This is a genomic window from Pseudomonas sp. IzPS59 (assembly GCF_014863505.1).
Classification (GTDB): domain Bacteria; phylum Pseudomonadota; class Gammaproteobacteria; order Pseudomonadales; family Pseudomonadaceae; genus Aquipseudomonas; species Aquipseudomonas kribbensis.
In genome coordinates, this window is record NZ_CP062251.1 from 5,751,352 (window position 1) to 5,771,648 (window position 20,297).

The window sequence follows — 20,297 nt, forward strand, 5'->3', positions numbered from 1 at the left end:
GTCATCGGTGCAAGTCCCGGCCAAACCGGAAATCGGCTTGCCGCTGTGGCTGCTCGCCGAACTGACTTACCGCTGCCCGCTGCAATGCCCGTATTGCTCCAATCCGCTGGACTTCGCCGAACAGGGCAAAGAGCTGAGCACCGAGCAGTGGATCAAGGTATTTCGCGAGGCGCGGGAGATGGGCGCGGCGCAACTGGGCTTTTCCGGGGGCGAACCGCTGGTGCGTCAGGACCTCGCCGAGCTGATCCGTGAAGCGCGTCAGCTGGGTTTCTACACCAACCTGATCACCTCCGGCATCGGCCTGACCGAGCAGAAGATCAGCGACTTCAAGAAGGCCGGGCTCGATCACATCCAGATCAGTTTCCAGGCCAGCGACGAGCAAGTGAACAACCTGCTCGCCGGCTCGAAAAAAGCCTTTGCGCAGAAACTGGAAATGGCCCGCGCCGTGAAGGCCCACGGCTATCCAATGGTGCTGAATTTCGTCACCCATCGGCACAACATCGACAAGATCGACCGCATCATCGAGCTGTGCATCGCGCTCGAAGCGGACTTCGTCGAGCTCGCCACCTGCCAGTTCTACGGCTGGGCACAGCTCAATCGTGTCGGCCTGTTGCCGACCAAAGAGCAACTGGTCCGCGCCGAACGCATTACCAACGAATACCGCGCCAGGCTGGAAGCCGAAGGGCATCCGTGCAAGCTGATTTTCGTCACCCCGGACTATTACGAAGAGCGGCCAAAAGCCTGCATGAATGGCTGGGGCAGTCTGTTTCTGACGGTCACGCCGGACGGCACCGCCCTGCCCTGTCATGGCGCCCGACAGCTGCCGGTACAATTTCCCAATGTGCGCGACCACAGCATGCAGCACATCTGGTACGACTCGTTCGGCTTCAACCGTTTTCGCGGTTATGACTGGATGCCCGAGCCGTGCCGCTCCTGTGACGAGAAAGAACAGGACTTCGGCGGCTGCCGCTGCCAGGCCTTCATGCTCACTGGCGATGCCAGCAATGCCGATCCGGTGTGCAGCAAGTCCGAACATCACGGCGTGATCCTCAAGGCCCGCGAAGAAGCCGAGCACGCCACCCAGACCATCGAACAACTGGCCTTTCGCAATGAACGAAACTCGCGCCTCATCGCCAAAGGCTGAGCCTTTCAGCGCCACTGCCGCGGTTGCTGCCGGCGTGGATTTCGCCGAATTGCAGCTCGGCGCCCATGGTTTGTTCTGGAACGAATACCGGCCGGCAGACGCCGCGTGCCGGATCTGGCACTGGCGCGATGGCGTGGCGAAATGTCTGACGCCTGCGGGTTTCAGCGTGCGCAGCCGGGTGTACGAATATGGCGGTGGGGCGTTTTGTCTGACGCCGGATGGCGTGGTTTTCGTCAACGAGGCGGATCAGCAGCTGTATCGCCAGACGCTGGATGGCGAGCCCGTGGCATTGACGTCGGGCGAGTATCGATATGGCGATCTGCACTTTGCCAACGGGCAGGTGCTGGCCGTTGAAGAGGACGGTGATCGCCATCGGTTGGTCGCTATCGATCTGGCGAATGGCGACCGCCGTACGCTGGTTGAAGGCGCAGACTTTTACGCATCGCCGATCATCAGCCCGGACGGTCAGCGCCTGGCGTGGATCGAATGGAGCCGTCCGCATCAGCCGTGGACGTCCACCCGTTTGATGCTCTCCGAGCGTTCGGAAAACGAGTTTTCTGCCCCCCGTTGCGTGGCTGGTGAATCGATTGAAGAGTCGATCCAGCAACCGCGCTTCGATGCCAGTGGCCGATTGGGCTGTCTGACTGATCGTGTCGGATATTGGCAGCCGTGGATCGAGTCCGCAGACGGTTTGCGAATGCTGCCCTGTGCCGAAGCCGATCACGCGCCGGCGCCGTGGCAACTCGGCGGCTGCACCTGGCTGCCCATCGACGAAGGCTTTTTGGCAAGTTGGAGCGAAGGCGGTTTCGGTCGTCTGGCACTCAACGGCGAAGACTTCACCGGCGACTACAGTCGCTTCCGTCATCTGGCGGTCGATGATCAATTCATTTACTGCATCGCCGCTTCACCGATCAGCCCTTCAGCGGTACTCGCCATTGATCACGAGTCGCGTGAAGTGAAAGTGCTGGCCGGTGGCGTCGCACCGTTGCCCCCCGAACGCATCAGCCGTCCGCAAACCCTGCGCTATCCCAGCGGTTCAGGTGAAGCACACGGTTTCTTTTACCCGGCCATCAATGGCGATGACAAACCGCCGCTGGTGGTGTTCATTCACGGCGGCCCGACGTCGGCGTGCTACCCGATGCTCGACCCGCGCATCCAGTACTGGACGCAACGCGGCTTCGCCGTCGCCGACCTCAACTACCGCGGCAGCAGCGGCTATGGCCGGGATTATCGGCAAGCGTTGCATCTGAGCTGGGGCGCGGTGGATGTCGAAGATGCCTGTGCGGTGGTCGCTTACCTGAATGATCGCGACATGATCGACGGCGAGCGTGCGTTTATCCGCGGCGGCAGCGCCGGTGGTTACACAACGCTGTGCGCACTGGCGTTCCATCAAGTGTTCCGCGCCGGCGCCAGCCTGTACGGCGTCAGCGACCCGGTAGCGCTTGGCCGCGCGACACACAAGTTCGAAGGCGATTACCTGGACTGCCTGATCGGCGATCCCGAGCAAGACGCCGAACGCTACGCCGCCCGCACGCCGTTGCTGCACGCCGGCATTATTCGCGTACCGGTGATTTTCTTTCAGGGTGAACTGGACGCCGTGGTCGTGCCGCAACAGACCCGCGACATGGTCGCGGCCCTGGAGCACAACGGCATCGAGGTCGAAGCGCATTACTACGCCGACGAACGCCACGGCTTCCGCCGGGCCGTCAATCAGGCCCATGCGCTGGAGCAGGAATGGCGTTTCTATCGGCGAGTGATGGGCCTGGCGGACTGAAACTCAGCGCTTGGCGATGATGTACACCGCGTGCACGATCCCCGGGATGTAACCGCACAGCGTCAGCAGGATATTCAGCCAGAACGCGCCGCCGAACCCGACCTGCAGAAACACACCCAGCGGCGGCAAGATAATGGCGATGATGATGCGGATGAAGTCCATGGGGCAGCTCCTGATTGGGGGCTGGCTCGACTGAGCCATACAAGCTAATCGACCTGTGCCGTTTGTCAGGGTTCAGTGCTATTGCATTCAAGCCAGAATTTGCAGACCGTGTTTCTGCACGATACTGAGCAGCTTCAAGGCCATGCCGCTTGGGTGCTTGTCTCCTGATTCCCATTGCTTGACGGTCGACGCACTGGTGTTCAAATAACGAGCGAACACTGGCTGACTGACGTTGTTCCGCTCGCGCAGTGCCTTGATTTGTTCCGCCGGGATCGCATCGGGAACCGCTGCAAGACACGACTCATCAAACTCACGCATCGTTGCCTTGCTGATCGCGCCGACTGCATACAGGGCATTGGCCGACTCGTGAACGGATTCAAACACGTCACTTTTGAATTTTTTACTCATGAGTTATCTCCACAAACGCCTTCATGACCAACAAGTCTTGAATCTGCTCTTCGGTAAGTTGCGCATAGGCTTTCGCCAGTTTGCGCAGCTCCTTCAGCTCGGCAGAATTGATGTTGCTCCGATCCTTTTTGGCGAACAGCACCTGATAAATCCAGTAGTGCCCGCTTTTGGCCAGAACAATCGAACGGTGACGGTTCTCGTTCAGGCGCTTCTTCCAGACTCCGCCTCCCAGATTGTCCGCTTGACCCTCAAGCATCTCGGCAAAAGCCTCGCGGAGCTCTTCGTCGGTGATCCATGCTTTGCTGGCTTGTATCGCAAAACCTTTTGTCTTGAACAACCTGAACGACATCGGTATCCCGTCCAAAAAACATACCACTCAGTGGTATAGATTACAAAGCCCGTCTTTCGACAATTTTGGTCTGCTGGCATCGGCAATCCTTGCCGAGGCGCACTAAAGAAACACCGCAGTTGCCAACCCTCAAGCACTAAACCGCGCTCGCAAAACCCGGCCACAAAAAAACGCCCCACGCCAAAAGAATCAGGCGTGGGGCGTGCGTTATACCGCGAGACGGTTCTTGAATTCGGGTGGAAAACTTCAGCTCAGACGGCAATCCCTTTTCGGCATTGCAGTTGCGCCGTGCGTACCCGGGAGAAGGCGCGGGCCAGGCGCAGGAGCATTTCGTCGATATTGGCCTTACTGACGGTGAGCGCCGGAGTGAAGCGCAGGCAGTTGGCTTGTGGTGCGTTGAGCAGCAAGCCTTCATGGAGCGCGGCTTTGACGACGGCCTCGGCGGAGTCTTCCGACAGGGTCAGCCCCCAGAACAGCCCTTGCCCGCGCAACTCGCCATGTTCATAACGATGGGCCAGACGGGCGAGCCCTTCACGCAGATGCTGGCCGTTGTCCCGGATCTGTTCGAGGAAGGCGCGGTCCTGCACGCTGTCGAGTACCAACAGGCCGGCGGCGGTCATCAGGGCGTTGCCGTGATGCGTACCGCCCAGCTCGCCGAAGTCGAAACAGCAGGCCTTGCCTCGTGCCAGCAGCGCAGCCAGCGGTACGCCACCGCCAAGGCCCTTGCCGAGCACGACGATATCGGCGCGCACGCCGTAGGACTGTTCGGCGAGCAAGGTGCCACAGCGGCCGATGCCGGTCTGCACTTCGTCGAGGATCAGCAGAATTCCCAGTTCACGGCACAGGCGCTCGACACCCTTGAGGTAATGCTCGGTCGCTGGAATGACACCGGCATCGCTCTGGATCGGTTCGAGCATGATCGCCACGGTCTGCGCATCGACGGCTGCATGCAGCGCCGGCAGGTCGTTGAACGGCACCAGATCGAAGCCCGGCAGCAGCGGTGCGAAGCGATTGTGCAGGTTGCAACTGTCCGACGCCGAAATCGTCGCCAGACTACGTCCGTGACAGCCTTGTCTGGCGACAATGATCCGCGAGGCGCCGCCGCGATGCAGCTGGCCCCATTTGCGCGCCAGTTTGATCGCGGCTTCACAGGCTTCGCTGCCACTGTTGAGTAGATACGCCTGATCGCTGGAAGTGCTGGCACACAAACGCTCGGCGAGGCTGAGCATGCCGCGGTTGTGCAGATTGAATCCGGGATTGATCAGGGCCTGTGCCTGGCTGGCGATGGCTTTGACCAGCGCCGAAGGGCTGTGGCCCAGGCTGTTGGCGCCGCCGGCCTGGGAAAAGTCCAGGTAGGCGCGATCATTGCTGTCCCATAACCAGGAACCCTGGCCGCGAACGAATACCTGCTGCGGGCGCTCGACGCTGGGCATCAGACGCTCGGCATTCAGGCCGTCAGCGGCATCCGATTCACGGGTTTCAAAAGCCAGGTCATCGAGGCTCGGCGTCTGGCGCCGCAAGCTGAACAGATTCATTGAAAAAAACCTCGATTGAGGTTTTTTGAACTGCCTATGTAAACACTTTCGAAGCAAACGCTGGTCATTGCGCTTTCCGGCCCTGTAAGCCTTGTGAATGCGGTTAGACTAGGCGTCTTCAAGGCGCCGAGCCATTTCGATTTCCCAGCATTTTCGATAAGTATCACTTATGGATTTCAAACAACTGCGTTATTTCGTCGCGGTCTACGAAGAAGGCCATGTCGGGCGTGCCGCCGAGCGCCTGTCGATCTCTCAACCCGCGTTGTCTCAGCAGATCCGCCATCTGGAGCAGAACCTCGACGTCACCCTGTTCGAACGCAGCAGCAAACGCCTGCTGCCGACCCTGGCCGCCCACACGCTGTACAACCACGCGCTGCCATTGCTCGACGGCATGCAGCGGGCGCGTGAAGCGCTGGGCAATTTCAAGGGCCAGGCGCTGCGTACACTGGCGATCGGTGTGCTGCAAACCGTGCACACCAGCCTTGTGCCGCAAATGCTTGAGCGGGTGCGCAAGGCCCAGCCCCATCTGGTAGTACAGATTTATGAACTGACGGGACTGGAGATCGAGCGGCGCCTGCTCAATGGTTCGCTGGACATCGGCATCAGCTATCTGCCGCCCCGCCAGCCGGGTCTGCACGGCGTAATGCTGTACGAAGACGAACTGACACTGGTCATCCCGGCGGATCATCCGTTGCGGGAATTCAAGAAAGTCTCGATGAGCCAGGCCGCAGAATTGCCCATGTTGCTGCTGGGCGAGGAATTCCAGATCCGCCAGATCTGGCAGGCGCAACTGGCCAGCCTCGGGCGACGCCCGCAAGTACAGGCAGAACTGAACAATATGGTGGGGATTCTCGACAGCCTGCCGCACACGCGGTTGGCGACAGTGTTGCCGGGGCGCTCACAGAAGGAGTACGACGATCAGGACCTGATGTGGAAACCGATCAGCGAACCCCGGGTGCCGCTGAAGGTGGGCCTGGTGTGTCGCGATGTGCAGCGTCAGCAGGCGTCATTGGCCTTGCTGCGAACGTTGCTGGAGGAAGTGATGCAGCGCGAGGAAAAACCGCTCAAAGCTGCGCCAGGTCTGGATTCGCTGAGCTGAAAACTTTTCTGCGGGCATAAGAAAACCCCGCCGAAGCGGGGCTTTGCAGACTGTTTCCCTGACATCCATTTCACTCCGCCACCCTGGCAGAATCCTTACGTGTCCGTGTTGTTGCTTTGCGCTTCCTGCGCTACGTCCATGGAAAGTAGATTAGCTCTGGATCCAATCTACGCCTATGGGAGAACAGCAGCACGTCATGTAAGAGATCGCTTACATGACGTTACATCATCAGAACTGCGCAGCATCCAGCAGGAACAGCGACTCGCTGCCAGCTTTGACCGACGCGCTCAGCGAGTGAATCCGCGGCAGCAGACGGGCGAAGTAGAACCGCGCGGTGCCGAGCTTGCTCGCGTAGAAGTCGTCTTGCGCTTCTTTGCCCAGCGATGCCTTGGCCATCAACGCCCACATGTAGGCGTAAGCGGTGTAGCCAAAGGCTTGCAGATACTCGACCGACGCCGCACCGATTTCGTTCGGGTTGGTCTTCGCCCGGTCCAACAGCCACGAAGTCAGCTCGTCGAGGTTGTCGACGGCGTCATTCAGCGGATTGGTGAACTCGCCCAGATCAGCACTGGCAGTCGCGGTGAAATGGCGGATCTCGTTGGCAAACAACTTGTAGAACGCGCCGCCACTACCAACGATCTTGCGGCCCACCAGGTCAAGCGCCTGAATGCCGTTGGTGCCTTCGTAGATCTGGGTGATGCGCACGTCACGCACCAGTTGCTCCTGGCCCCACTCACGGATGTAGCCGTGGCCGCCGAAGATCTGCTGGCCGTGGACGGTGGTTTCCAGACCCAGATCGGTCAGGAATGCCTTGGCCACTGGCGTCAGCAAGGCAACCAGATCTTCCGCACGCTTGCGGGTGGCGGCGTCTTCGCTGAACTTGGCGGTATCGAGTTGCATCGCCACGTAGGTGGAGAACGCACGGCCACCTTCGTTCGAGGCTTTCATGGTCAGCAGCATGCGACGCACGTCCGGGTGGACGATGATCGGGTCAGCGACCTTGTCCTTGTTCTGCGCGCCGGTCGGCGAACGGCTTTGCAGACGGTCGCGGGCGTATTCGATGGCGTTCTGGTACGAGCGCTCGCCGGTGGCCAGGCCCTGGATACCGACGCCCAGACGCTCGTAGTTCATCATGGTGAACATCGCGGCCAGGCCTTTGTTCGGCTCGCCGACCAGGTAACCCACGGCTTCGTCGAAGTTCATCACGCAGGTGGCCGAAGCCTGGATGCCCATCTTGTGTTCGATCGAACCGCAGTTCGCCGGGTTACGCGCGCCCAGGCTGCCATCGGCATTGACCATGAACTTCGGCACCAGGAACAGCGAAATGCCTTTTGGGCCCGCCGGTGCGTCCGGCAGCTTGGCCAGCACCAGGTGGATGATGTTTTCGGTCAGGTCGTGCTCACCGCCGGTGATGAAGATCTTGGTGCCGCTGACCTTGTAGGAACCGTCGGCCTGAGGCTCGGCCTTGGTGCGGATGATGCCCAGGTCAGTACCGGCATGCGGTTCGGTCAGGCACATGGAACCGGCCCAGACGCCGGCGTACATGTTCGGCAGGTACGCGGCTTTCAGCTCTTCGCTGGCGTGGGCGTTGATCGACAGGCAGGCGCCGGCCGTCAGCATCGGGTACAGACCGAAGGACAGGCTGGCGGAGTTGACCATTTCTTCGACCTGAGCCGACACGGCTTTGGGCATGCCCATGCCGCCGTATTCCGGATCACCGCCAACACCGACCCAGCCGCCTTCGGCATAAGTCTGATAGGCCTGTGGGAAACCGGCCGGCGTGGTGACGGCACCGTCGGCCCAGTGGCAGCCTTCTTCGTCGGCCGCACGGCTCAGGGGCGCGATGCTTTTGCTGGTGACCTTGCCGGCTTCTTCGAGAATGGCTTCAACGGTTTCCGCGTCGACGGTCTCGGCCAGGGCCGGCAGTTCAGCCCAGAGTTTGGCGACTTCGAACACTTCATTGAGGACGAAGCGCATATCGCGCAGCGGCGCTTTGTAGTCAGCCATGGCAAACCTCGCAAAGATCTAAACAGGTGATTCGTGGAAGGGTGATTTCGTTGAGCTGGAGTGTAACCCAACAACTTTTGCGACACATAGGGTCAGGCCATGACTGTTTTGTTATTTTTAGTCACCACCTTGTACTCAAAAAGAAGCCCGCAATCAGCGGGCTCTTTTGTTTAACAGTGGCGTGTTACAGCGAGAACAACTGCGCCGGCAATTTCATCAGGCATTCGCTGCCCGCCTCGATCGCCGCACGATGCGCCGCAGTACGTGGCAACAGCCGCTTGAAGTAAAACTCGCAAGTCGCCAGTTTGCCCTGGCAAAAATCGCCATCACCCTCGCCCGACTCCAGCTGTGCCTGGGCGACCAGCGCCATCCGCAGCCACAAATAGCCGAGGACGATGTAACCGCTGTACATCAGGTAATCCACCGACGCGGCGCCGACTTCATCCGGGTTCTTCATCGCCGCCATGCCGACCTGCATGGTCAGTTCGCCCCACTGCTGATTGAGGCTATCGAGCTGCGCCACAAACCCGCCCAATTGCGCATGCCCGGCATTCGCTGCACAGAATTTGTGGACGATTTTGGTGAAGTTGCGCAGCAGCTTGCCCTGGCTGCCAAGGACTTTGCGCCCCAGCAGATCCAGCGCCTGAATGCCGTTGGTGCCCTCGTAGATCGGTGCAATCCGGCAGTCGCGAACCAGTTGCTCCATGCCCCACTCACGGATGAAACCGTGGCCACCGAACACCTGCATGCCGTGGTTGGTCACCTCCAGCCCGGTGTCGGTCATGAACGCCTTGCAGATCGGGGTCAGAAACGCCAACAGGTCTTCGGCCTCCTGACGCGCGTCGGCGTCCGGGCTCAGGTGCGCGACATCGAGCATCTGCGCAGTGAAATAGGTCAGCGCGCGGTTGCCTTCGTTGAAGGCTTTCATGGTCAGCAGCATGCGCCGCACGTCCGGGTGGACGATGATCGGATCCGCCGGTTTGTCCGGAGCTTTGGCGCCGGTCAAGGCACGCATCTGCAGGCGATCGTTGGCGTATTTGATTGCGCCCTGGAAACTCGCCTCGCCCAGACACAGCCCTTGCATCCCGGTGCCGAGGCGCGCGTGGTTCATCATGGTGAACATACAGTTCAGGCCTTTGTTCGGCTCGCCGATCAGGAAACCTTTGGCGTCATCGAAATTCAGCACGCAGGTGGCCGAGGCCTTGATGCCCATCTTGTGTTCGATCGAACCGCAGGAAACGCCGTTGCGCGCCCCCGCCTCACCGGCTGCATCCGGCAGGAATTTCGGCACGATAAACAGCGAAATCCCCTTGGTCCCGGCCGGTGCGTCCGGCAGTTTGGCCAACACCAGATGAATGATGTTGTCGCTCATGTCGTGCTCGCCGGCAGAGATGAAAATCTTGCTGCCGGTGATCGCATAGCTGCCGTCGGCCCGGGGCACAGCGCGGGTCTTGATGATGCCCAGGTCGGTGCCGCAGTGGGCTTCGGTCAGGCACATGGTGCCGGTCCACTGACCCGCAGTGAGTTTGCGCAGATAGGTGTTTTTCTGCTCCTCGGTGCCGTGGGCGTGGATCGCCGACATGGCACCGTGGGTCAGGCCCGGGTACATGCCCCAGGAGGTGTTGCTGGACGCAACCATTTCGCTGATCACCAGCCCCAGCGAACTCGGCAGGCCCTGGCCGCCGTAGGCCGGATCCGCCGCCAGACCGTGCCAGCCGCCTTCCACGTATTGTGCGAAGGCTTGCTTGAAGCCTGCAGGCGTGGTCACCACACCGTTGTCGAAATGGCAGCCTTCTTCGTCACCGCTGCGATTGAGCGGTGCCAGAACGTTCTCACAGAACTTCGCGCCCTCGTCGAGGATCGCGTTGACCATGTCCGGGCTGGCGTCGTGGGCGCCGAGGGCCGCGTACTGGGTGTGAAAGTCGAAGACGTGGTCGATCAGAAAGCGCATGTCGCGCAGGGGAGCTTTGTACTCGGGCATGGTGCTTCTCCGTCAGCAGATCGTTTCAACCTACTGCCGGCCACCCTGCCCCACAATCACTGTCCAGACGCTGAATGCGCCGTCATCACTCAACCTGCGGCGCTGTCCATGCGCACTGCGCCACGGCGGTTCTGCCCGAACGCCATCACGCAGTTTCGCCCCGCGCCCTTGGCGGCGTAGAGCGCCTGGTCGGCGGACTTGAGCACGTCTTCCGGGGTGCGCTGCTCGATCCGTTCGGCGACACCGATACTGACCGTGACCGATACGCTGGACGCACCGGAGCCGCCCCGTCGCTGACGCCCCTGCTGATCGTCCTGCGGGCGGTTTTCCTGATTGCGCAGCTGGATGTTGTAGGACGCGATCGACTCACGGATGACTTCCAGGTGCGGCATGCACTCTTCAAGGGTCTTGCCTGCAAACACCAGGGCGAATTCCTCGCCACCGTAGCGATACGCCCTGCCGCCACCGCTGATTTTGGACAGCTTGCTGGCCACCAGTCGCAACACCTGGTCACCCACATCGTGACCATGGGTGTCGTTGAATTTCTTGAAGTGATCGACGTCGCTCATCGCCAGCACATAGTTGCGACCCAGACGCTGCATCCGTTCGTTGAGTGCGCGACGACCCGGCAGACCGGTGAGCTCGTCGCGGAAGGCCATTTGATAGGCCTCATGCGCTACGGCCGCCGCAATCATCAGCATCACCTGGCTGCACATGATGTTCAGGGTGAACGGCAGGATGAAGGTTTTCGGCAGCATCCAGAACACCCCGAGCAACCCCACCAGTTGCGCCGCGTGCAGCGGACGCGGATTGCGCCAGTACTGCCAGGCCAGCAACAGGAACGCCGAGAGGAACACCGGATAGGACATCTGGATCAGGCTCATCCACGCGCCGTGCAAGGCCGGCCAGCGAATCTCCGAGAGCCACATCAGCAACGCCTGGGGATAACTTTGTTCCAGACCCAGCGCTACGCTGCCGAAGGCCAGCAATACCGCGAAGCGCGCCACCATGTCCTGAAACAGGTGCGTGCGTTCCTGCCACGCGGCGAACAGCCCGAACAACAAGGGCAGCAGCAGGCAGACCAGATGGAACACCACGGCCGCGTCTTCGCGCACCTTGCCGTTGTCACGGTAATAGTCGGTCTGGGTGTCGAGCAAAAAGTAGGCGATGTACACCGTGACCATCAGAAACAGTTCGCGCTGGCGTCGGTAAACCGCGCAATACGACCCGCCCAGCAACAGCACCAGGGTTGGCAGCACGTTGAACAGCGAGGTGAAGAACACGTTGAGGTCTTTGACGTACGCAGCCGCCAACCCCGCAAGCAACAACAGCAGTGAAGGTATGAAATGACTGAAACGTACAGCGGAAGAACGCGGCAAGGGTAAAGCTCCGACCGTCTTGGCAAAGAGATGGCATTGTGCCTGCAATGTGGCCAGTTAAGCACACACAATGTGATCCAGATCACAGGTTGTCTCTTTAACGGCCGGATCCCCTGGTTTCTGAGCCTCCAATCAAGGTTTTTTCCTTGGCGGGCATGAAACTTTCGTCATGGCCACCATGCGTGATGGCCATGACGGTCATTTCCCTCAAAGATCGTTGTAGAACGGCTGCAACGGCCCCTCCGCCGCCGGACGGCCTTCAGCGCCATAAGGCTTGAGATTGAGCACTGCATCCGTTGCCTGGCGGGTCGTGACTTTCGGACTGGCCGGGCGCTGGGTCACGGCACTTTCATCACCGACATGGCCCTGCGCAATCACCAGCGACGGATGATCGAATGGCGCCCGTTCCCAGGCTACACGTGGATCGGTCAGGCCGACTTCCATGAATTTCACCAAGGCGTCGATTTCGTCGGGCGTCAGGTTCAGCGCCGTCATGTCCGGGTCGAGGTTGGAGGTGTTGTGCTGATTCACCGCCGGGTGCTCGAAACCGCTGGTGTTGTTGGCATCCTCGCCGCGCCGGTCGCCGCCACGGTTGTAGAACTCCATGACCTGCTTGAGCGTGGCGCGACTGCCGTTGTGGAAGTACGGGCCGGTCAAGGCAATGTTACGCAGGGTCGGGGTCTTGAACGCGCCATCCACCGAATCGCGGAACCCGACATTCGGCTTGAGCGTGGCATCGCACGGAATCGCCGCACTCAGCGGTGCTTCGAAGGTGCACACGTCGACATCCAGCGGATCGACGGATTTTCCGCCCTGCAACACCGTGTTGTACTGACGGGTGAACGACCACGGATTGCCCCAGGCATCCGCACCGCCGAGGGCCAGATCTTCCGAGGTCGGGCGGACACCAGTGTTGTAGAAGCCGTTGTCATAGAGCGTGGTCAGGTTGTCGGCCATCACCATCCGTTCGATGCGCTCACGCGGGTGCATCAGCAAGCGGCTGGCCGCGTTGGTCAGCTCCGGCCCGCCATGGCAATTGACGCATTTGCCCTTGCCGAGGAACAGGTTCATGCCCTCGACCTGTTGCGCGGTCATGGCGGTGTGGTCGCCTTGCAGGTAGGCATCGATCGGTGCCTGATCGGAGATCAGCGTGGCTTCGTACATCTGGATCGCCAGGCCGAAGAACAGCGGGAAATTGGCTTCCATCTGGGTGTACGGCGCGCCGCCCACCAACACGTTTTGCGTGGCGTTCCACAGCCGGGGCTGGAAGGCATTCTTGATCAGTTCGCGATAAGTCGGACGCCGCGCACCGGACACTGGGCCAAGCACTGAATCGCTGGACGAAATCCGTTGCTGCTTGAGCATCAGCGTGTCGAGCATCCGGCGACCGATGTCGGCAAAGGTACGGCCACCGCAGGACATTTCCACCGGGCTACCGGGCGGGCCGACAGCTTGCGAGGCGGCGGAAGCATCGTTGAGCGCCAGCCTTACTTTGGTCGCGACCATGCTGCGTTCGCTGGTCACGTAGATCCCCGCATCCGGGTCGCGATTGCCGAACGGCGAAAACCCGTTGAACACGTTGTTGGCCCGGCCGTCCCAGAAGTTGCGCACGTTGAACGCGGCGTTGATCACCGACGGCGCGTTGCGACCGGTGCTGCGCCGTACGTTGATGCCGCCGACCTGAAACAGGCCGTCCGGCTGCTGGGTGCATTTGTCGAATCGCGGCTGGTTGGGTTTGACGAAGTTGGCATCGAACACGCCCTGTGAACCGACCACATCGTCAGTCGAGAAAACGATCGGTGAGTTGCGCTCCAGCGGATTGCTCAGCACATGAGTCGGAAAGTCGGTTTTCTTCAGCGTGTAGTTCGGCCCGCCCTTGCCGCCGGACAACGTTGAGTAGGTCGCCACGTCACCTGGAATGTCGGAGGCCGCAAACGGCTTGTTGAAAATCGACGCGACGTTGGCGTTGGTGTTGGCCTGGCCGGGGTTGAGCTGGTTGGTGATGCGGTGATCGACACCGGCATGGTAGTGGCAGGAGGCGCATGCAGTCGCGCCGTCGCTGCCGATCTCCATGTCCCAGAACAACGCCTTGCCCAACAGGATTGCGGCAGAGCGGTTGAGCACGTAGTCGGTCATCAAGTCGACCTTGCGTCCGCCTTCGGTCCCGGACGGATCGGGCGGCACCATCCCGCGCAACGACTGCAGCGACGGAACCTCCGGCACGGGAGGATCGACTTCGGCGGGGTCGGCGGCCCATGCGCTGTGGACTGACAGCGCGATGGGTAACCAGAAGGTCAAACGAGCGAGTCGACTGATGTTCATAGGCTTCACCCTGACTGTTGTTGTTAAGTGCCGGGGCGTCATGCTTCTTTGAGCAGGCAGTTCTCGTTAGCACCGGTAATTCGGGCAGTGCAATTAATTGGCCACTCCTCTGGAAACATCTTGAATCAATAAGCACAGGGGATCGGCTGAGCAAAGCCGTCATCAACGCTGGGGAATCAGCCCCGGGATTGGGGAAATCCGGGCACAAAAAAAACCGCTGCCCCCGAAGGGGCAGCGGTTTCTGGAACGACCGCGTTAAGGCTTAGTAGCCCAGCGAGAAGTTCTCTTCCTTCATGTCCATCAGGTTGTTGGCACCCGACAGCATGGTTGCCACGTGCGTACGGGTACGCGGCAGGATGCGCTGGAAGTAGAAGCGCGCGGTTTGCAGCTTGGCGGTGTAGAACGCCTCATCGGTAGTGCCGGCAGCCAGCTTTTCAGCAGCCAGACGCGCCATGTCAGCCCAGAAGTAGGCCAGGCAGGCGTAACCGGAGTACATCAGGTAGTCCACGGAGGCCGCGCCGACTTCTTCGCGATCTTTCATGGCAGCCATACCGACCTTCATGGTCAGCTCGCCCCACTCTTTGTTCAGTGCAGCCAACGGGGCGACGAACTCCTTGACGGCTTCGTTGCCTTCGTTGTTCTGGCAGAACTTGTGGACGATCTTGGTGAAGCCTTTCAGGGCCTCGCCTTGAGTCATCAGCACTTTACGGCCCAGCAGGTCGAGTGCCTGGATACCGGTGGTGCCTTCGTACAGCATCGAGATGCGGCTGTCGCGAACGTTCTGCTCCATGCCCCACTCGGCGATGAAGCCGTGGCCGCCGTAGATCTGAACGCCGTGGTTGGCGGATTCGAAACCGACTTCGGTCATGAAGGCTTTGGCGATCGGAGTCATGAAGGCCAGCAGAGCGTCGGCTTTCTTCTTCTCTTCTTCGTCCACGCCGTATTTGACGATGTCGACCTGTTTGGCGGTGAAGTACACCATCGCACGGTTGCCTTCGGCGAATGCCTTCATGGTCAACAGCATGCGGCGTACATCTGGGTGCACGATGATCGGGTCAGCGGCTTTGTCCGGCGCTTTCGGGCCAGTCAGGGAGCGCATTTGCAGACGGTCGCGAGCGTATTTCAGGCCACCCTGGAAGCCGATTTCGGCGTGGGCCAGACCTTGCAGCGCGGTGCCCAGACGTGCGGTGTTCATGAAGGTGAACATGCAGTTCAGGCCTTTGTTCGCCGGACCGATCAGGAAACCGGTCGCGCCGTCGAAGTTCATCACGCAAGTGGCGTTGCCGTGGATGCCCATCTTGTGTTCAAGCGAACCGCAGCTCACAGCGTTGCGGGCGCCAACGGTGCCATCGGCATTCGGCAGGAACTTCGGAACGATGAACAGGGAAATGCCTTTGGTGCCGGCCGGTGCATCCGGCAGGCGGGCCAGTACGATGTGGACGATGTTGTCGGCCATGTCGTGTTCACCGGCCGAGATGAAGATCTTGGTACCGGAGACTTTGTAGGAACCGTCGGCCTGAGGTTCGGCCTTGGTGCGCAGCATGCCCAGGTCGGTGCCGCAGTGCGGCTCGGTCAGGCACATGGTGCCGGTCCATTCACCGGAAACCAGCTTGGTCAGATAGGCTTCCTGCTGCTCTGGGGTGCCGTGCTCGGAAATGGTGTTCATCGCACCGTGCGACAGGCCCGGGTACATGCCCCACGACCAGTTGGCTTCGCCGACCATTTCGCTTACAGCCAGACCCAGCGACTCTGGCAGACCCTGACCGCCGTGCTCGACGTCATGGGCCAGGCTTGGCCAGCCGCCTTCCACGAATTGCTTGTAGGCCTCTTTGAAGCCGGTCGGGGTTTTCACGCCGGACTCGCTCCAGGTGCAACCTTCGATGTCGCCCACGCGGTTCAGCGGTGCCAGCACCTGCTCACAAAACTTGGCGCCCTCTTCGAGAATGGCGTCAACCATGTCCGGCGTTGCCTCTGCGCACGCTGGAAGGCTCTGATAGTGCGCTTCGTAGCCAAGCAGTTCGTCACGAACGAAGCGAATATCACGCAAGGGGGCCTTGTAGTCAGGCATAGCGATAAACCTCTGCTGATGTAACCGGGAATGAACGACCGCATTGATTTGTTGTGACGGTCAAACAGTTGTTTGAAACATACGTTTACGCCGAAATCTTGTCAAGCGTCGTTCTTTTGCCATTCGTCATCACATTTTCCGAACGCCGGACACAGCACTGCGACATGCGCCCGGACGAGCCATGTGCAATGAAAAAAGATTAGTTGAGGGAGAAGGACTTACAACGAAAAACGCCGCGAACAGTCGCGGCGTCTGGCAAAGCGTAGATCAGAAAATCAGGCGAACGTATCGATGATCGTACCGAGCATTTCATCGGATGCCTTGGCGACTTTCGTGCCCAGTTCCACTTGAAACTTGCCCTGGGCCATCTCGGCCATGGCGCTGCCCGGATCCATTTGCTGGCTGCGATCGATACCGCGCAGTCGATCGATCTGGGCCTCGGAAGACTGGCTGGTGACCGAGCGCTCGATGGTGTTGTTGGCGATCTGGCTGGCGGCCTGATCGACGCGGTTCTGCCCGGTCTGAATGGTGCTCAGACCGGCATAAAAAGCTGTGTTTCCGGAGATTTCCATGGGAGCTCTCATCCTTGGGAAGGATCAATGGGTGCCATTGAACCAGAGGCGTCAGAAAAACACCCGTCAAAAACACTAATGGCACAGTGCCTTGTCATAGCCAAAATCAGTCGAGCAGATCCAGCTGCAAATGCTCGGCGACCGCGTCGGCGCTGACGGCCTTGAGTTTCGGCACCCGCCCCAGGCACGGCGCCGGAATCCGCTCGGCAAGTGTCGCGAGGTTTTCCTCCAGCCGCGACGTCTTCGGATCAATGATGTTCGCCACCCATCCCGCCAGCTGCAGCCCGTCCCGGGCAATGGCCTCGGCCGTCAACAGCGCATGGCTGATGCAACCCAGACGCACACCGACCACCAGAATCACCGGCAACTTCAGCGCAATCGCCAGATCCGAAAGATTATCCTGATCCGCCAACGGCACCCGCCAGCCACCCGCGCCTTCAATCAACGTGAAGTCGGCGTTCATGGCCAGAATCTCGCGCATCGGCCCCAGCAGCGATTGCACGGTCAGCGCCACACCGGCCTCTCGTGCCGCCAGATGCGGCGCGATGGCCGGCTCGAACGCCACCGGATTGACCTGTTGATAAGTCAGCGGCAAAGAGCACTCGGCCTGCAATGCCAGAGCATCGGAGTTGCGCAGGCCTTTGGGTGTCACGACACAACCGGACGCTACCGGTTTGCCCGCCGCCGTACTCAACCCTGCCGATCTGGCGGCATGCAGCAACCCGGCGGCGACAGTCGTCTTGCCGACGTCAGTGTCGGTTCCGGTGATGAAATAGGCTGCGCTCATAAGGGTTTCTCCAACACGGCGTAGACCACCTGATAAGTCGCCGGCAAGCCTTGTTGCTGACGAAACTGCTCGTAAGCCTCGACCAGCCCCAGAATCCGCGCCCGCCCGGTCAGCCCCCCCGGCCGGCCAGGGTTCAGGTTATGCGCGCCCAGGGCCTTGAGTTCATGAGTCAGGCTGCGCACATCCGGGTAGTGCAGCACGTGCGGCCGATTCTCCAGACTGACCGTGCGCAAACCACTGGCCGCGCACAATTGCTCGTACCGGGCGAACTCGCGGAAACGGTTGACGTGCACCAGGCCATCGACCTGACGCCAGCTGTCGCGCAATTCATACAGCGTCCCTACACAAAGACTAGCAAACGCGAAAATCCCGCCTGGTTTGAGCACCCGGAAGGCTTCGCCGAGCACCGATTCGAAGTCCGCACACCACTGCACGGCGAGGCTGGAGAAAATCAGATCGCAGGTCGAATCCTGCAACGGCAAGCGCTCAGCATCGCCGGCGATAAAGTGTGCGGCCCCACCCAGCGGCCGGGCGTGATTGAGCATGCCTTCGGCAATGTCCAGCGCCAGCCCTTCGTTACCCGCAAAACGTTCGGCCAGCGCCCGGGTGAAATAACCGGTGCCGCAGCCGAGATCCAGCCAGCGCGACGGCAGAAAATCCTCCGGCAAGCGATTCAGCAACTGCGTACCAACATCACGCTGCAACTCGGCGACGCTGTCGTAGCTGGCCGCTGCACGGGAAAAGGAAGCCGCGACCTGGCGCTTGTCAGGCAAGCCGCCGGGCAGCGCAGCGAGAGACAAATCAGTCATCACCACACTCACTTAAAAACGCCTGGATCGCACCGGCCACACCGTGGGGGTCTTCCAGAAGAAACGCATGGCTGGCCTGCTCGATCAGCCCGACCTCGACATCCGCCAGCAACGCGAACAACTCGCCCGCAGCCTCCGCCGGCACCAGCCCGTCCAGCCCGGCAAACAAATGCAATTGCGGACCTCGAAACACCTGCAAGGCATTGCGCGTATCGATCTGCGCCAACAACTCCAGACCCGCCATCAGCGCCGCCGGTGAAGTGTTCGGCGCGCCGCCGAGCAACAGCCGCGACACGCCGCGCGGGTCTTGCGCACCTTGAGCACACAGCAGAGAAAAACGTTTGAGGGTCTGGCGCGGGTCAGCACTGCAACCGGCCAGAAATGCATCGAAGGTTTCCGCCGGCATCGCGCTCGGCCATTGCTCATGGGCAACAAAAGAAGGATTGCTCGCCAGCGTCAGCAAGCCGCAGCAATGTTCGCCACGCCGCGCCGCCAGCTCAGAAGCCAGCATGCCGCCCAGCGACCAGCCACCGAGCCAGACATCCTGGGGAATGCGCTCATCGAGTTCGTCGAGCCAGTCTGCAGGATCACTGGATTCCAGCTCCGGCAACGGCTCGATTTCCACCGTCAGATGTTCGTCGAGTCCGCGCAGCGCAGCCGCCAACGGTTCCAGCGGGGAAACCCCCAGGCCCCAGCCCGGGAGCAGAATCAGTCGATCACGCATGGCTTGGCTCCGACTTGAGTTGGGCAAAGCAATCGGCCAGTCCTTCTAACAATAGTTGCACCTGCGCCTCACTGTGGGCGGCGGTCAGGGTGACCCGCAGCCGCGCACTGCCGGCAGGCACGGTCGGCGGTCGGATCGCAGTGACCATCAGCCCACGCTCGCGCAGCATCTGCGACAAACGCACGGCGCGGCCGGCATCGCCAATCATGATCGGCTGGATTGGCGTGAAGCTGTCCATCAGTTCCAGTCCGATCTGTTCGGCACCGTGGCGGAACTGGCGGATCAACGTCTGCAGATGCTCGCGGCGCCAGTGCTCGCGGCGTAGCAGCTCCAGGCTTTTAAGGGTCGCGCAGGCCAGCGCCGGCGGCTGGCTGGTGGTGTAGATGTACGGGCGGGCGAACTGGATCAGGCTTTCGATCAACTCTTCACTGCCGGCGACAAACGCGCCCGCCGTGCCGAACGCTTTGCCGAGCGTGCCGACCAGCACCGGCACGTCCTCCTGGCTCAGACCGAAATGTTCGACGATCCCGCCGCCGTTCGCGCCCAGCGGACCGAAACCGTGGGCGTCATCGACCATCAGCCACGCGCCTTTGGCCTTGGCTTCCCGGGCCAGCGCCGGCAGGTCGGCAAGATCACCGTCCATGCTGAACACGCCGTCGGTGACCACCAGCGTATTGCCGGTGGCTTTCTCCAGACGCTTGGCGAGACTGTCGGCGTCGTTGTGCAGATAACGATTGAAGCGCGCGCCGGACAACAATCCGGCATCCAGCAACGACGCATGATTGAGCCGGTCTTCCAGCACCGTATCGCCCTGCCCGACCAGCGCCGTGACCGCGCCGAGGTTGGCCATGTAGCCGGTGGTGAACAACAGCGCACGTGGCCGTCCGGTAAGGTCGGCCAGGGCTTCCTCCAACTCATGATGCGGGCCGCTGTGGCCGATCACCAGATGCGAAGCACCGCCGCCAACGCCCCACTTCGAAGCACCGGCACGCCAGGCTTCGATCACTTGCGGGTGATTGGCCAGGCCCAGGTAATCGTTGTTGCAGAACGCCAGCAGCGGCTGACCGTCGACCACCACTTGCGGCCCTTGTGGGCTTTCGAGCAGCGGTCGCTGGCGATAGAGATTTTCGGCACGACGGGCAGCAAGGCGTGCGGCGAGTTCGAAAGACATGCAAGC

Annotated in this window: 17 protein-coding genes; 3 read left to right on the top strand and 14 right to left on the bottom strand. The window is 60.9% G+C overall.

Annotated elements, in window-relative coordinates; genetic code table 11:
• Positions 1–7 precede the first annotated feature (7 nt).
• Together pqqE and IF189_RS25900 are read left to right on the top strand one after the other, a co-directional pair.
• The gene (pqqE, locus tag IF189_RS25895) at positions 8–1,144 is read left to right on the top strand and encodes a pyrroloquinoline quinone biosynthesis protein PqqE (protein ID WP_413038538.1); all 1,137 of its coding nucleotides are present in this window, start codon (positions 8–10) and stop codon (positions 1,142–1,144) included.
• Positions 1,110–2,918, top strand: a complete 1,809-nt coding sequence (locus IF189_RS25900) for a S9 family peptidase (RefSeq protein ID WP_192552452.1) — start codon at positions 1,110–1,112, stop codon at positions 2,916–2,918. The genes pqqE and IF189_RS25900 overlap by 35 nt, the downstream gene beginning before the upstream one ends.
• A 3-nt stretch (positions 2,919–2,921) precedes the next feature.
• Here IF189_RS25900 and IF189_RS25905 read toward each other — a convergent pair whose 3' ends face one another.
• The 4 genes from IF189_RS25905 to IF189_RS25920 all read right to left on the bottom strand — a co-directional run bounded on the left by IF189_RS25905 (position 2,922) and on the right by IF189_RS25920 (position 5,372).
• Positions 2,922–3,080: a YqaE/Pmp3 family membrane protein gene (locus IF189_RS25905; protein WP_065259115.1), complete on the bottom strand. Its 159-nt coding sequence runs from the start codon at positions 3,078–3,080 to the stop codon at positions 2,922–2,924.
• Between the two features lie 87 nt (positions 3,081–3,167).
• Positions 3,168–3,488: a helix-turn-helix domain-containing protein gene (locus tag IF189_RS25910; protein WP_192552453.1), complete on the bottom strand. Its 321-nt coding sequence runs from the start codon at positions 3,486–3,488 to the stop codon at positions 3,168–3,170.
• Positions 3,481–3,837 (bottom strand): type II toxin-antitoxin system RelE/ParE family toxin, encoded by a 357-nt coding sequence (locus IF189_RS25915; RefSeq protein ID WP_192552454.1) that lies wholly within the window; start codon positions 3,835–3,837, stop codon positions 3,481–3,483. Before IF189_RS25915 ends, IF189_RS25910 begins: the two co-directional genes overlap by 8 nt.
• Before the next feature lie 251 nt (positions 3,838–4,088).
• Positions 4,089–5,372 carry an aspartate aminotransferase family protein gene (locus IF189_RS25920; RefSeq protein WP_192552455.1) on the bottom strand — a complete coding sequence of 428 codons (1,284 nt, stop codon included), beginning with the start codon at positions 5,370–5,372 and terminating at the stop codon, positions 4,089–4,091.
• 169 nt (positions 5,373–5,541) lie between these two features.
• Here IF189_RS25920 and IF189_RS25925 point away from each other — a divergent pair, with 169 nt between their 5' ends.
• Positions 5,542–6,471, top strand: a complete 930-nt coding sequence (locus tag IF189_RS25925) for a LysR family transcriptional regulator (protein ID WP_134828311.1) — start codon at positions 5,542–5,544, stop codon at positions 6,469–6,471.
• A gap of 228 nt (positions 6,472–6,699) precedes the next feature.
• Here the strand turns inward: IF189_RS25925 and IF189_RS25930 are convergent, their stop codons facing one another.
• From IF189_RS25930 to bioF, 10 genes are all read right to left on the bottom strand, one after another.
• Positions 6,700–8,478 (bottom strand): acyl-CoA dehydrogenase C-terminal domain-containing protein, encoded by a 1,779-nt coding sequence (locus IF189_RS25930; RefSeq protein WP_134828312.1) that lies wholly within the window; start codon positions 8,476–8,478, stop codon positions 6,700–6,702.
• Between the two features lie 184 nt (positions 8,479–8,662).
• Entirely contained in the window at positions 8,663–10,459 is a 1,797-nt protein-coding gene (locus IF189_RS25935; RefSeq protein WP_134828313.1) for an acyl-CoA dehydrogenase C-terminal domain-containing protein, read from the bottom strand.
• An 89-nt stretch (positions 10,460–10,548) separates the two neighbouring features.
• Positions 10,549–11,838 carry a GGDEF domain-containing protein gene (locus tag IF189_RS25940; protein WP_134828314.1) on the bottom strand — a complete coding sequence of 430 codons (1,290 nt, stop codon included), beginning with the start codon at positions 11,836–11,838 and terminating at the stop codon, positions 10,549–10,551.
• 207 nt (positions 11,839–12,045) lie between these two features.
• The gene (locus IF189_RS25945; protein ID WP_192552456.1) at positions 12,046–14,160 is read right to left on the bottom strand and encodes a cytochrome-c peroxidase; all 2,115 of its coding nucleotides are present in this window, start codon (positions 14,158–14,160) and stop codon (positions 12,046–12,048) included.
• Between the two features lie 262 nt (positions 14,161–14,422).
• The gene (locus IF189_RS25950; protein ID WP_085709193.1) at positions 14,423–16,228 is read right to left on the bottom strand and encodes a phenylacyl-CoA dehydrogenase; all 1,806 of its coding nucleotides are present in this window, start codon (positions 16,226–16,228) and stop codon (positions 14,423–14,425) included.
• A gap of 275 nt (positions 16,229–16,503) precedes the next feature.
• Entirely contained in the window at positions 16,504–16,800 is a 297-nt protein-coding gene (locus IF189_RS25955; protein WP_085709192.1) for a pyrroloquinoline quinone biosynthesis protein PqqE, read from the bottom strand.
• A 106-nt stretch (positions 16,801–16,906) separates the two neighbouring features.
• Positions 16,907–17,587, bottom strand: coding sequence for a dethiobiotin synthase (bioD, locus tag IF189_RS25960; protein WP_192552457.1), 681 nt, complete (start codon positions 17,585–17,587; stop codon positions 16,907–16,909).
• Positions 17,584–18,396 carry a malonyl-ACP O-methyltransferase BioC gene (gene bioC, locus IF189_RS25965; RefSeq protein WP_134828318.1) on the bottom strand — a complete coding sequence of 271 codons (813 nt, stop codon included), beginning with the start codon at positions 18,394–18,396 and terminating at the stop codon, positions 17,584–17,586. Before bioC ends, bioD begins: the two co-directional genes overlap by 4 nt.
• Positions 18,389–19,120 carry an alpha/beta fold hydrolase gene (locus IF189_RS25970; protein ID WP_134828319.1) on the bottom strand — a complete coding sequence of 244 codons (732 nt, stop codon included), beginning with the start codon at positions 19,118–19,120 and terminating at the stop codon, positions 18,389–18,391. The genes bioC and IF189_RS25970 overlap by 8 nt, the downstream gene beginning before the upstream one ends.
• Positions 19,113–20,291, bottom strand: coding sequence for an 8-amino-7-oxononanoate synthase (bioF, locus tag IF189_RS25975; protein WP_134828320.1), 1,179 nt, complete (start codon positions 20,289–20,291; stop codon positions 19,113–19,115). The genes IF189_RS25970 and bioF overlap by 8 nt, the downstream gene beginning before the upstream one ends.
• Positions 20,292–20,297: the final 6 nt, after the last annotated feature.

Excerpts from the sequence above, each read along its gene's own strand:
- IF189_RS25935 (WP_134828313.1), bottom strand. The coding sequence starts at position 10,459 with ATGCCCGAGTACAAAGCTCCCCTGCGCGACATGCGCTTTCTGATCGAC.
- IF189_RS25925 (WP_134828311.1), top strand. The coding sequence starts at position 5,542 with ATGGATTTCAAACAACTGCGTTATTTCGTCGCGGTCTACGAAGAAGGC.
- IF189_RS25915 (WP_192552454.1), bottom strand. The coding sequence starts at position 3,837 with ATGTCGTTCAGGTTGTTCAAGACAAAAGGTTTTGCGATACAAGCCAGC.
- IF189_RS25900 (WP_192552452.1), top strand. The coding sequence starts at position 1,110 with ATGAACGAAACTCGCGCCTCATCGCCAAAGGCTGAGCCTTTCAGCGCC.
- IF189_RS25920 (WP_192552455.1), bottom strand. The coding sequence starts at position 5,372 with ATGAATCTGTTCAGCTTGCGGCGCCAGACGCCGAGCCTCGATGACCTG.
- IF189_RS25970 (WP_134828319.1), bottom strand. The coding sequence starts at position 19,120 with ATGCGTGATCGACTGATTCTGCTCCCGGGCTGGGGCCTGGGGGTTTCC.
- IF189_RS25910 (WP_192552453.1), bottom strand. The coding sequence starts at position 3,488 with ATGAGTAAAAAATTCAAAAGTGACGTGTTTGAATCCGTTCACGAGTCG.
- IF189_RS25930 (WP_134828312.1), bottom strand. The coding sequence starts at position 8,478 with ATGGCTGACTACAAAGCGCCGCTGCGCGATATGCGCTTCGTCCTCAAT.
- bioC (WP_134828318.1), bottom strand. The coding sequence starts at position 18,396 with ATGACTGATTTGTCTCTCGCTGCGCTGCCCGGCGGCTTGCCTGACAAG.
- IF189_RS25950 (WP_085709193.1), bottom strand. The coding sequence starts at position 16,228 with ATGCCTGACTACAAGGCCCCCTTGCGTGATATTCGCTTCGTTCGTGAC.
- IF189_RS25945 (WP_192552456.1), bottom strand. The coding sequence starts at position 14,160 with ATGAACATCAGTCGACTCGCTCGTTTGACCTTCTGGTTACCCATCGCG.
- bioD (WP_192552457.1), bottom strand. The coding sequence starts at position 17,587 with ATGAGCGCAGCCTATTTCATCACCGGAACCGACACTGACGTCGGCAAG.
- IF189_RS25955 (WP_085709192.1), bottom strand. The coding sequence starts at position 16,800 with ATGGAAATCTCCGGAAACACAGCTTTTTATGCCGGTCTGAGCACCATT.
- IF189_RS25905 (WP_065259115.1), bottom strand. The coding sequence starts at position 3,080 with ATGGACTTCATCCGCATCATCATCGCCATTATCTTGCCGCCGCTGGGT.
- bioF (WP_134828320.1), bottom strand. The coding sequence starts at position 20,291 with ATGTCTTTCGAACTCGCCGCACGCCTTGCTGCCCGTCGTGCCGAAAAT.